This is a genomic window from Cupriavidus sp. FW305-46 (assembly GCF_058787075.1).
Window position 1 is genome coordinate 8,896 of sequence record NZ_JBYSZI010000028.1, and the last position, 11,526, is coordinate 20,421.

Here is an 11,526-nt window from a genome sequence, read left to right on the forward strand (position 1 = left end):
CGCGGGTAGCGCAGGCGGCCCTTTTTGTTGGGTGATTATCCTGAGTTTCGGGAAATTGATTGCTGTAGCTTCCAGCTAATCAAATCAATCGTGACAGGCTACGCTTCGGTTCATTCCCTACACAACCCGGAGCCCGCCATGAAAGCCATCGGCCTGACCCAGTACCTGCCCATCTCCGACCCGCGTTCGCTGCAAGACGTGGAGATCGACATACCCAGCCCCGGCAGCCGCGACCTGCTGGTGAAGGTTGAGGCCGTCTCGGTCAACCCGGTCGACACCAAGGTGCGCGCGCCCAAGGCGCAGGTAGAGCCCGCGCCGCGCGTGCTGGGCTGGGACGCGGCCGGCACGGTGGTCGCCGTGGGGCCGGAGGTGACCCTGTTCAAGGTCGGCGACCCGGTCTACTACGCGGGCAGCATTACTCGGTCCGGCTCCAACGCCGAGTTCCACCTGGTCGACGAGCGCATCGTCGGCCACAAGCCTGCCTCGCTGGATTTCGCCAACGCGGCGGCGCTGCCGCTGACGGCGATCACCGCCTGGGAGGCTCTGTTCGACCGGCTGGGCATTTCGCCCAACGGGGATCACGCCGGGCGCCCGGTGCTGATCGTCGGCGGCGCGGGCGGCGTAGGCTCGATCGGCATCCAGCTGGCCAAGGTGCTGGCCGGGCTGACCGTGATCGCCACCGCGTCGCGGCCCGAGTCGCAGGAATGGTGCCGCCGCCTTGGCGCCGACCATACGGTTGACCATCGTGGCGACCTGCCGGCGCAGCTGAAGGCGCTGGGATTTGCCGAGGTCGACTACATCCTCTGCTTCAACGATATCGACGGGCATTTCCCGGCGATGGCCGAAGTGGTCGCCCCGCAGGGCAAGATCTGCACGATCGTCGCGAATACGCGGCCGTTGCCGGTGGAATTGCTCAAGAACAAGAGCGCCACCTTCGTCTGGGAATTCATGTTCACGCGCGCCATGTACAGCACGCCCGACATGGTCGCGCAGCATCGTCTGCTTAACGAGGTCACGCGGCTGGTCGATGCCGGGCGCCTGCAGACCACGCTGGGCGAGAACCTGGGGCGCATCAATGCGGAGAACCTGCGGCGCGCGCACGCCATGCTGGAAGGCGGGCGCACTATCGGCAAGCTGGTGCTGGAAGGGTTCTGAGCCGGCGCGCTGCGCCCGGCAAACAACAACGCCCGCCGGCATGGCCCCGGCGGGCGTTGTGCGTTTCCGCGGCAGGGGTCAGCCCATCTTGCCGAGGATGCTCTGCATCTCGTCGCTATTGAAGGCGCGCAGGGTTTGGGTGCGCACGTTGCCGGCCGCGCCGATGGTCAGCCCGAAGCTGGTCATGGTCTCGTCGTCGGGCGCTTCGACGGTGAGCACGATGTCGTATTCGCCCAGCGTCCAGTAGATGTCTTTCATCTGCACGCCCAGGCGTGCCCCCATCTCGCGCACGGCGGCCGCGCGCTTGGTGGTGTCCTTGACGGTGCGGATGCCCTGGTCGGTGAAGCTGGCTAGCACGATGTAGCGGGTCATGGCGGGACCTCCGGTTATGGCTGGATCGGTCGCCGTCCCGGCGGCGTGCATGGGGCAAGCGGCCGGGGCAGTGGTTCAGGGCTTCGGGGCGTGGCGAGGCGCGAATGGCATGGCGCCTCGCCGTTGATGCTCGCGATGTCTGAGCAACTTCATGCCAACGCATATTGCGCGCCAGTCGGCGCGGCAGGCCAGGATGCGGATCGCGGGCGCGCGCTCGGCTGTTCCAGCCGGCCGGTGTGTTTCAGTTGCGATACTGCGTGCGGCTCAGTCCCCTGGGCTGCCACCGTCTGCGCTGTCGGGCGTGTCGAGCGCACGCATGTTGTCCAGCAACTTGAGCAGGTAATGCAGCGTGTGCGTCAGGTCATTGGTAGAAAACCCCGTCAGCGCCTGCTCGTAATAGGCCCGGATCTTCGGCTGCGCCTGGTGCAGCCAGACCTCCCGTCCCGGTTCGCTCATCCGTATCAGCCGTGAGCGGCGGTCGCGGCCGTCCGGGGCCAGCGTGACGTGGCCGTCGCGTTCCATCCGGCTGACCAGTCCTGACAGGTTCTGCCGGCTCACCATCAGGTAGCGGGCCAGGTCGCCCACGCTCATGCCATCGGCGGCTTCCGGACGCGACAACGCGCCGAGCACGGCCCACTGCTGCGTCGTCAGGCCCTCTGCCTCGACGGCTCGTGATCCCGTTTTATGCAACATATTTGCGCATTGGTATAGCCGGAAGAAAAGCCGGTTGGCCAGTTCCATGCGCGCGTTTGCGGGGAGTTCTGTTTCTATGTCCGGGTTAACCATAGTCTTTTCCACAGTGTTGGCGTCTTGCGCAGGCAATGGCTGCCTCCTATTATAGGTAAACATATTTACCTAATTGGCGGTGCGATGTGGCGGCGTCATGGCCGGCACGATAGCACCGGAATCCTGAAAGGAGAACGCTGTGCAAGGACTTGAAGGCAAGACGGTCATCGTGACCGGTGGTGGCGGTGGTATCGGCGGTGCAACGTGTTTGCGCTTTGCGCGCGCCGGGGCGGCGGTGGGCGTACTCGACCTGAACCCGGAAGCGGCCGAGCGCGTCGCCGGCCAGATCCGCGAGGCTGGCGGGCGGGCGCTGGCGATCCGCTGCGACATCACCGAGCGCGCCAGCGTGGATGCCGCGGTGGCGGCGGTGGAGCAGGGCCTGGGCCCGGTGGACGTGCTGGTCAACAACGCCGGCTGGGATGTGTTCAAGCCGTTCATCAAGACCGAGCCCGCGCAATGGGATCGGCTGATCGCCATCAACCTGACCGGCGCGCTGCACATGCACCACGCGGTGCTGCCCGGCATGGTCGAGCGCAAGCGCGGGCGCATCGTCAATATCGCCTCCGATGCCGCGCGCGTGGGCTCGTCCGGCGAAGCGGTCTACGCCGCGTGCAAGGGCGGGCTGGTGTCGTTCTCCAAGACGATTGCCCGCGAGCATGCGCGCCACGGCATCACCGTCAACGTGGTGTGCCCGGGGCCGACCGAGACCGCGCTGTTCGAAGACTACAAGCAGGGCGCGGGCAACCCCGAGAAGCTGGTGGAAGCCTTTACCCGCTCGATCCCGCTGGGCCGCATCGGCCAGCCCGACGACCTGCCCGGCGCGGTGCTGTTCTTTGCCGGCGACGACGCCGGCTTCATCACCGGCCAGGTGCTGAGCGTGTCGGGCGGCCTGACCATGAACGGCTGAGCAAGCAAACACCAGAAAACGGAGACCACCATGCAATACGAAGACATCCTGTACGAAGTGCGCAACGGCGCCGCCTGGATCATCATCAACCGCCCGGAAAAGATGAACGCCTTCCGCGGCCGCACCTGCGACGAAATGATCCACGCGATCAACCGCGCCGGCTATGACCGCGAGATCGGCGCCATCGTGCTGGCCGGTGCCGGCGAAAGGGCCTTCTGCACCGGCGGCGATCAGTCCGCGCACGAGGGCCAGTACGACGGCCGCGGCACCATCGGCCTGCCGATGGAAGAACTGCACAACGCCATCCGCGACGTGCCCAAGCCGGTGATCGCGCGCGTGCAGGGCTATGCCGTGGGCGGCGGCAACGTGCTGTGCACGATCTGCGATTTCACCATCGCGTCGGACAAGGCCGTATTCGGGCAGGTCGGGCCCAAGGTCGGCTCGGTCGACCCGGGCTACGGCACCGCCTTCCTGGCGCGCGTGGTGGGCGAGAAGAAGGCGCGCGAGATCTGGTACCTGTGCCGCCGCTACCCGGCCGCGGAAGCGCTGGCGATGGGGCTGGTCAATGCGGTGGTGCCGCACGAGCAGCTCGATGCCGAGGTGCAGAAGTGGTGCGACGAGATCATGGAGAAGAGTCCCACCGCGATCGCCATCGCCAAGCGCTCCTTCAATCTCGATACCGCGCACCAGAGCGGCATCGCCGGCATGGGCATGTACGCGCTCAAGCTCTATTACGACACCGAGGAATCGCGCGAAGGCGTGCGCGCTTTCCAGGAAAAGCGCAAGCCCGAGTTCCGCAAGTACGCGAAGTAAGCCGTGCCGTCCGAACCAGCGGAGACCACCATGAATCCCTACCTTGACGAAGACCTGACGGCACTGGCCGAGCACGCGCGCCGCTTTGCCGATGCGCGCGTGGCGCCCGGCTACCTGGAGCGCGACCGCACCCGCGTGCTGGACCGCGCGCTGATGCGCGAAATGGGCGAGATGGGCTTTATCGCGCCCGAACTGCCGGAACAGTATGACGGGCAGGGCATGGGCTCGCTGGCGGCTGGCGTGATCCATGAAGCCGTGGCGCGCGCCGACCTGAGCCTGTCGTACATCAACCTGCTGGCTTCGTTGAACGGCCAGATCCTGGCGCACCATGCGCAGCCGGAAATCGCCGGACCGTGGCTGCAGCGCCTGACGCGCGGCGAGGCGCTGCTGGCAATCGCGCTGACCGAGCCGCGCGGCGGCTCCGACGCGGCCAGCCTGCGCCTGCGCATGGAGCGCGATGGCGACGTCTACGTGCTCAACGGCGAGAAGACCTCGATCTCCGCCGCCGACCAGGCCGATGCCGCGGTGGTCTTTGCCCGCAGCGGCACCGTCGAGTCCGGCGCGCGCGGCGTGTCTGCGCTGCTGGTGCCGATGGACCTGCCGGGCATCACGCGCAACCGCTTCGACTGCCACGGCCAGCGCGCCATCGGGCGCGGCTCGATTTTCTTCGAGAACGTGCGCGTGCCCGCCAGCCACCTGCTCGGCAAGGAGGGGGAGGGGTTCGTGCAGGTGATGCAGGGCTTCGACTTCTCGCGCGCGCTGATCGGCCTGCAGGTGCTGGCGGTGGCGCAGGCCGCGCTGGACGAGACCTGGGCCTACGTGGCCGAGCGCCAGGCCTTCGGCAAGCCGCTGTCGGCCTTCCAGGGCGTGTCGCATCCGCTCGCCGACTTCGAGACCCAGGTGCAGGGCGCGCGCCTGCTGTGCCTGCAGACGCTGTGGCTCAAGGACCGTGGCCTGCCGCACACCGCAGAGGCGGCGATGTGCAAGTGGTGGGCGCCCAAGCTGGCGTACGACGTGGTGCACCAGTGCCTGCTGTCGTTCGGCCACGGCGGTTATGACCGCGGCGTGATGGAGCAGCGCCTGCGCGATGTGCTGGGCTTCCAGATCGGCGACGGCACGGCACAGATCATGAAGACCATCATTGCCCGCACGCGCGCGGGGCGCGAAGCCGTACCGGCCTGAAGCGGCGCCACGACCGCCGAGCCATCCGATAAAGAGGAGACACCCATGGATTTCGACGCCGTACTGATCGCGCCGCGCCGTGCCGCCAGCATTGCCGCCGGGCATTGGCATGACCGCACCGTCAACGACTACCTGGCCGCCTGCGTGCGCGACCGGCCCGACGCCCCAGCGCTGATGGCGCTGAGCCTCGACAGCGGCAGCGTGACACGCTTCACCTGGCGCGAGCTGGCCCGGATGGCGGACCGGGTAGCGGTGGGGCTCAGCCGCCTCGGCATCGGCGCGCAGGATGTGGTGTCATGCCAGCTCCCGAACGGCTGGCACCTGACTGTGCTGTATCTCGCCTGCTCGCGGCTGGGCGCGGTGCTCAACCCGCTGATGCCGATCTTCCGCGAGCGCGAGCTGTCGTTCATGCTGGCGCATGCGCAATGCAAGGTGGCGGTGGTGCCGCAGCTGTTCCGCGGCTTCGGCCATGCGCAGATGCTGCAGGGTTTGCACGAGGCATTGCCGGCGCTGCGCCACATCGTTGTTGCCGGCGGTGATGGCCCGGACAGCTTTGACGCGCTGCTGAGCGGGCCGGCATGGGAAGAACAGCCCGATGCCGCCAACATCCTGCTGCACAGCCGCCCCGGCCCGGACGACGTCACCCAGCTGATCTACACCTCCGGCACCACCGGCGAGCCCAAGGGCGTGATGCACACGGCCAACACGCTGTTCTCCAACATCGTCGCCTATGCCGAACGGCTGCGCCTGACCGGCGACGATGTGGTGCTGATGGCCTCGCCGATGGCGCACCAGACGGGCTTTATGTACGGGCTGCTGATGCCGGTGGTGCTGGGCGCGCATGCGGTGCTGCAGGACATCTGGGACCCCGCGCGCGCCGCCGCCCTGATTCGCGACGAGCGCGTGACCTTCACCATGGGCTCGACGCCGTTCCTGACCGATCTGGCGCGTGTGGTGGCGGAGTCCGGCACGCCGGTCCCCAGCCTGCGCATCTTCCTGTGCGCGGGTGCGCCGATTCCCGGCGCGCTGGTCGAGCGCGCCCGCGAGGCGCTCGGCGCGAAGATCGTGTCGGCCTGGGGCATGACGGAGAACGGCGCGGTCACCACCACGCTGCCGGATGACAGCGACGAACTCGCGTCGACCACCGACGGCTGCCCGCTGCCAGGCGTCGAAATACGCATCGTGGACGGCACCGACGCCGACGTGCCGCCGGGGGAAACCGGCCGCCTGCTGGTGCGCGCCTGTTCCAACTTCGGCGGCTACCTGAAGCGTCCGCAGCTCAACGGCACCGATGCCGACGGCTGGTTCGACACCGGCGACCTCGCACGGCTGGATGCCAGCGGCTACCTGCGCATCGCGGGGCGCAGCAAGGACGTGATCATCCGAGGCGGCGAGAACATCCCCGTGCTGGAGGTCGAGACCCTGCTGTACCGCCATCCCGCGGTCTCGCAGGTGGCCATCGTCGCCTATCCCGACGAGCGCCTGGGCGAGCGCGCCTGCGCCTTCGTCGTACCGCGCGCCGGCCAGCCTTTCGACCAGGCGGCGATGGTGGACTGGCTCAAGGCGCAGAAGATGGCGCTGCAGTACATCCCCGAGAAGCTCGTGGTGCGGGACGCCCTGCCGGCCACGCCCGCCGGGAAAATCCAGAAATTCCGTCTGCGCGAGATGCTGCGCGGCGACGCGTCCTGAAGCTGGTTCCGCGGTGGCCCCGGCCACCGCGGAACGGCGCGCAAGCGCTCAGCGGCATTGCTTGTGCGCCGCGCTGACTGCGTCGCCAAACAACTCGGCCACCAGGTCGATCTCGGTCTCGCCGATGACCAGCGGCGGCAGGAAGCGCACCGTGGCGCCGTGGCGTCCGCCCAGTTCGACGATCAGCCCGCGCTGCAGGCATTCGCGTTGCACCGTGCGCGCGAAGTTGCCGTCGGCCGGGTAGGCGCCCACCGCATCGGGCTCGGCACGTTCGTCGACCAGTTCCACCCCGATCATCAGGCCGCGCCCGCGCACTTCGCCGATCGCGGGGCACGCGGTATGCAACTGCCGCAGCCGCGTGGCGAGGCGCTGGCCCATGGTCTCGGCATGGGCGACGATGCCCTGCGCGACCAGGGTGCGGATGGTGGCGGAACCCGCCGCCATTGCCAGCTGGTTGCCGCGGAAGGTGCCGGCGTGCGCGCCCGGCTGCCACGCATCGAGTGCGTTGTCGTAGATCACCACCGACATCGGCAAGCCGCCGCCGATCGCCTTGGACAGCACCAGCACGTCCGGCACGATGCCGGCATGCTCGAACGCGAACGTGCGCCCGGTGCGGCCCAGTCCGGTCTGCACTTCGTCGAGCACCAGCGCGATGCCGTGCTCGCGCGTGATGCGGCGCAGTTCGCGCAGCCAGCGCGCGGGCGCGGGGATCACGCCGCCTTCGCCCTGTACCGCTTCCACCACCACCGCCGCCGGCGGCAGCACGCCGGACTCCGGGTCGGCCAGCATCTGCTCGATATAGCGCAGGCCCGCGTCGATGCCGGCGTCGCCGCGCAGGCCGAACGGGCAGCGGTAGTCATACGGGTAGGGCAGGAACTGCACGCTGCCGCCGAGCGCACCCAGCGGCGCCTTGGGGCCGAGATTGCCCATCAGCGCCAGCGTGCCGTGCGTCATGCCGTGGTAGCCGCCGGCAAAGCTCAGCACCGTATGGCGGCCGGTGGCGGTCTTGGCCAGCTTGAGCGCCGCCTCGATGCCGTCGGCGCCGGTCGGGCCGCAGAACTGGATGCGGGCGCGCGCGGCGAACTCGGGCGGCAGCAGGCCGAACAGGTCGTCGACAAAGCGGTCCTTGACCGGCGTGGCCAGGTCCAGCGTATGCAGCGGCAGGCCGCTGTCGAGCGTGTCGCGCAGCGCGCGCACCACCGCCGGGTGGTTGTGGCCGAGCGCCAGCGTGCCGGCGCCGGCCAGGCAGTCGATGAAGAGCTGGCCGCTGGTATCGCGCAAATACACGCCATAGCCCTGTTCCAGCGCCAGCGGGATGCGGCGCGGATAGGAGCGGGCGTTGGACTCGCGCGCGCACTGGCGCTGCAGGTAGGGGTTGTCGTCGAGCCGGATGGGCGCTTGCCGGACGAAGGCGCCGGCCGAGAACGGCGCTGGTTGGCCGTGGGCATGCGTGGCGAGCGAGGGAGGCGTCATGGTTTCGTTCCTAACGGGGGCGTTGAACAGGGACGTTGACTGCGGGGCCCGGCATCGAGACCGGGCAAGATGGGTTGGCCGCGCGTGGGGGCAGCTCGCGCGGCGGATACTGCCGGTGCACGACGCGCGCGGCGGCCAGTGGCGTGGCCAGGCTCGCGACGTAGCGGGTGTCGTGATCGGGCTGGCCACATGCATCGTGGATATGCCAGACGCGCAGGTCGGCCCCGGCGCGCGCCAGCGGCGGCACGCAGGCAGCGCACGCCGGCAGCGCCACGCGCACCGACTGCGGCGCAGCCGACAGCCCGGTGCCGACGGCCTTGCTGCACGCTTCCTTGGCGGTCCACAGGCGCAGGAAGGCGAGCATGGCGTCCCGCGGCCGGCGCTGCGCCAGCGCGCCAAGCCAGCGCATTTCGTCGGGGGCGCAGGCCACGGCCGCGCTGTCGTGCCAGGCAGCCCACGACATGTCCGCGCGCCAGGCTTCGATGTCGATCCCGACCGGCGCGCATGACAAGGCGATTGCGGCGCGTGCGTCGCTGTGGCTGACGTTGAACTGCAAGGCTGTGGTGCAATGGCCGCCAAGCGTGGGTTTGCCGAACGCGTTGGCGACCAGCGGCACGGCGTCGGGCGACACGCCCAGGTATAGGCCCAGCAGTGTCCGCAATGCCGAGCGGGCCGCGGTGAAGCGGGCGCGGTCGCCGGGTTGCCGGAACGTGGCGGCGCGCGCGCGTTCGCTTGCCGACAGCGCCGACAGGTCTGCCGCAGCGTCGACTGCCACGTGCCAGACGTGGATCTGGCCGTGCGCGGGCGCGGCCATGTCAGGCGAGCGCATGGCCGTGGTCTCTGGTGGCGCTCAACGTGGAACCGAGCACGGCATCCGTGACCGCATCCAGCACGTCCTGCGCCGCCTCGTGCAGGAAGAAATGCCCGCCCGCGAACAGCCGGTGGCTGCAGTCGTGCAGGGTCTCGTCGCGCCACGCGGCCAGCATCGCGGGCGGGGCGTGGACGTCGTCCCTGCCGCCGAGCACGGTGACCGGACAGCCCAGCCGCGGCCCGGGACGGTAGCGCCAGGCCTCGCACAGCGCGATATCCGCGCGCAGCACGGGCAGGAAGAAGGCGAGCGCTTCCGGCGTTTCGCGGATCTCGGCCGGCATGCCGCCCATGGCGGCGATGACGTCGGCAAAGGCGCCGTCCGGCAGGCTGCTGAACGGCGGCCGAGCCGACGGCAGCGCGGGCGCGCCGCGCCCGGACACCACCAGCGCGGCGGGGGAGAGGCCATGCACGGTCTCAAGCACGCGCGCGGTTTCGAACCCCAGCAGCGCACCCATGCTGTGGCCGAACAGCGCAAAGCGCGGCGCTTCGGCTCGGGCCGCGCGCGCGATCGACGCGGCCAGCGCGCTGGCCAGCGCATGGATCGATGCGCCATGCGCTTCGGCCGTGCGCGTGCCGCGTCCGGGCAGGCATACCGGCGCCAGCTCGATCGCGGCGGGCAGCGCGGCGCGCCAGCCGTGGTACGCAGTATGGCCGGCGCCGGCGTAGGGCAGGCAATAGAGGCGCACGCGATCGCCGGCAGCCGGGCCGCCGCGGCCCGGCATCACGGCGTACCAGGGATCGCGCATCGGCTGCGCGGGGCTCATGCGCCGGCCAGCGCGCGCTGCAGGCTCAGCGGACGCATATCGGTCCAGACCGTCTCGATATGGGCCAGGCACTCGTCGCGGCTGCCCTGGAAGCCCACGCTGGTCCATCCTGCCGGTACGGGCTTGTAGTCGGGCCAGATCGAATACTGGCCTTCATCGTTGCGGACGACGTGGAAACGCGTGTCGGGATGATCCCAGCTCATGGCTGTGCTCCTTCAGGTAGTAAGACGTCGAAGGCTATATCGTAAATGATAATGATTTGTATTTCCATTCGTAAATATTTCCGGTAGACTCGCTTTCCATCCAATGTGCAGACATTGTTCGCGTGGCCGCGCCCCTCCCGCCCCTGGCCCCGCTGCAACGCCTTCCGGCGCCGTGCGGCAAGCGCGAACGAACCCAGCGAGGCAACAGGGATATGGATTTGGACACGACCGCTACCATCGCCGACCTCCATGCGGACTGTCGCGCCGGCTCCGCCGCAACTGCCACCGCATCGACAGCGAGGGCGGGCGCGCTGCGCGCCGCGCCGATGTTTGAGCACAGCGCGCTGCCGCTGGTGGTCACCCCCGACGGCGACACCGACTGGCGCCGCCAGTTCGGCGCCATGGCCGCGATTGCCGCGGAACAGTTGCCGCGCGTCGGCGGCGTGCTGTTCCGCGGCTTCCGTTTTGACGATGACTCGGATTTCCGCGCCTTCGCCAGCGCCTTCGGCCATCCGCTGCTGAGCTATGAGTTCGGCTCGACGCCGCGCTCGCAGGTGAAGGAGGGCGTCTATACCTCCACCGAATACCCGGCGCACCAGGTCATCCCGCTGCATAACGAGCAGTCGTACACGCTGCAGTGGCCGATGAAGATCTGGTTCCATTGCGTGCAGCCGAGCGAATCGGGCGGCGAGACGCCCATCGCCGACAGCCGGCTGGTCTACCAGCGCCTGGACCCAGTCATCCGCGAGCGCTTTGCCGCGCGCCGCCTGATGTACGTGCGCAACTACGGCAACGGCCTCGACCTGAGCTGGCAACGCGCCTTCAACACCGATGACCGCGCGCAGGTGGAGCGCTTCTGCCGCGCCCAGCAGATCGATTTCGAATGGAAGGCCGACGGCGAACTGCGCACGCGCCAGCTATGCCAGGCCGTCGCGCGGCATCCGGTGACCGGCGAGATGGTGTGGTTCAACCAGGCCCACCTGTTCCATGTCTCGGGGCTCGCGCCCCACGTGCGCGAGGCCCTGCTCGCCGTGGTCGGCAGCGTCAACGAACTGCCGCGCAATGTCGTCTACGGCGACGGCGCGCCGCTGGAGGACGACGCCCTTGCCGCCATCCGCGCCACGCTCGACGACTGCACCGTGCGCTTTCCCTGGCAGCAGGGCGATGTGCTGATGCTCGACAACATGCTGGCCGCCCACGGGCGCGGCACCTTCAGCGGCCCGCGCCGCGTGATCGTCGCCATGGCCGAGCCCGCGCCGCCCGGCCTGGGCTGATCCCGCCGCCGTCCCGATGCCCACTGGCCGCCCTGCGG

12 protein-coding genes are annotated in these 11,526 nt (G+C 69.1%); 6 read left to right on the top strand and 6 right to left on the bottom strand.

From position 1 onward, the window contains the following. Nucleotides 1–138 precede the first annotated feature (138 nt). Nucleotides 139–1,155 (top strand): zinc-binding alcohol dehydrogenase family protein, encoded by a 1,017-nt coding sequence (locus AC3WON_RS15360; RefSeq protein WP_492319561.1) that lies wholly within the window; start codon nucleotides 139–141, stop codon nucleotides 1,153–1,155. 78 nt (nucleotides 1,156–1,233) lie between these two features. Here AC3WON_RS15360 and AC3WON_RS15365 read toward each other — a convergent pair whose 3' ends face one another. After that, nucleotides 1,234–1,527 carry a GYD domain-containing protein gene (locus tag AC3WON_RS15365; RefSeq protein WP_010810201.1) on the bottom strand — a complete coding sequence of 98 codons (294 nt, stop codon included), beginning with the start codon at nucleotides 1,525–1,527 and terminating at the stop codon, nucleotides 1,234–1,236. A gap of 264 nt (nucleotides 1,528–1,791) precedes the next feature. Beyond that, on the bottom strand, nucleotides 1,792–2,313 hold the full coding sequence (locus AC3WON_RS15370; protein ID WP_492352171.1) for a MarR family winged helix-turn-helix transcriptional regulator: 522 nt from the start codon (nucleotides 2,311–2,313) through the stop codon (nucleotides 1,792–1,794). Nucleotides 2,314–2,452: 139 nt separating this feature from the next. On the opposite strand from AC3WON_RS15370, the gene badH reads away from it, so the two are divergent. From badH to aliA, 4 genes are read left to right on the top strand one after another with little or no spacing between them, the layout of a single operon-like run. After that, nucleotides 2,453–3,220: a 2-hydroxycyclohexanecarboxyl-CoA dehydrogenase gene (gene badH / locus AC3WON_RS15375; protein ID WP_492319563.1), complete on the top strand. Its 768-nt coding sequence runs from the start codon at nucleotides 2,453–2,455 to the stop codon at nucleotides 3,218–3,220. 30 nt (nucleotides 3,221–3,250) lie between these two features. After that, nucleotides 3,251–4,033: a 2-ketocyclohexanecarboxyl-CoA hydrolase gene (gene badI, locus AC3WON_RS15380; protein WP_492319564.1), complete on the top strand. Its 783-nt coding sequence runs from the start codon at nucleotides 3,251–3,253 to the stop codon at nucleotides 4,031–4,033. A gap of 30 nt (nucleotides 4,034–4,063) precedes the next feature. After that, nucleotides 4,064–5,215, top strand: coding sequence for a cyclohexanecarboxyl-CoA dehydrogenase (gene aliB / locus AC3WON_RS15385; protein WP_492352172.1), 1,152 nt, complete (start codon nucleotides 4,064–4,066; stop codon nucleotides 5,213–5,215). A 45-nt stretch (nucleotides 5,216–5,260) separates the two neighbouring features. Then, nucleotides 5,261–6,904: a cyclohexanecarboxylate-CoA ligase gene (gene aliA / locus AC3WON_RS15390; protein ID WP_492352173.1), complete on the top strand. Its 1,644-nt coding sequence runs from the start codon at nucleotides 5,261–5,263 to the stop codon at nucleotides 6,902–6,904. Nucleotides 6,905–6,952: 48 nt separating this feature from the next. Here aliA and AC3WON_RS15395 read toward each other — a convergent pair whose 3' ends face one another. From AC3WON_RS15395 to AC3WON_RS15410, 4 genes are read right to left on the bottom strand one after another with little or no spacing between them, the layout of a single operon-like run. After that, complete coding sequence (locus tag AC3WON_RS15395; protein ID WP_492352174.1) at nucleotides 6,953–8,377, bottom strand: diaminobutyrate--2-oxoglutarate transaminase; 1,425 nt, start codon at nucleotides 8,375–8,377, stop codon at nucleotides 6,953–6,955. 10 nt (nucleotides 8,378–8,387) lie between these two features. Continuing rightward, complete coding sequence (locus AC3WON_RS15400; protein WP_492319568.1) at nucleotides 8,388–9,206, bottom strand: 4'-phosphopantetheinyl transferase family protein; 819 nt, start codon at nucleotides 9,204–9,206, stop codon at nucleotides 8,388–8,390. After that, nucleotides 9,193–10,011: a thioesterase II family protein gene (locus tag AC3WON_RS15405; protein ID WP_492319569.1), complete on the bottom strand. Its 819-nt coding sequence runs from the start codon at nucleotides 10,009–10,011 to the stop codon at nucleotides 9,193–9,195. The genes AC3WON_RS15400 and AC3WON_RS15405 overlap by 14 nt, the downstream gene beginning before the upstream one ends. Continuing rightward, nucleotides 10,008–10,214: an MbtH family protein gene (locus tag AC3WON_RS15410; protein ID WP_492352175.1), complete on the bottom strand. Its 207-nt coding sequence runs from the start codon at nucleotides 10,212–10,214 to the stop codon at nucleotides 10,008–10,010. Before AC3WON_RS15410 ends, AC3WON_RS15405 begins: the two co-directional genes overlap by 4 nt. A gap of 326 nt (nucleotides 10,215–10,540) precedes the next feature. On the opposite strand from AC3WON_RS15410, the gene AC3WON_RS15415 reads away from it, so the two are divergent. Beyond that, nucleotides 10,541–11,488 carry a TauD/TfdA family dioxygenase gene (locus AC3WON_RS15415; RefSeq protein ID WP_492319570.1) on the top strand — a complete coding sequence of 316 codons (948 nt, stop codon included), beginning with the start codon at nucleotides 10,541–10,543 and terminating at the stop codon, nucleotides 11,486–11,488. The last annotated feature ends 38 nt before the right edge of the window (nucleotides 11,489–11,526 follow it).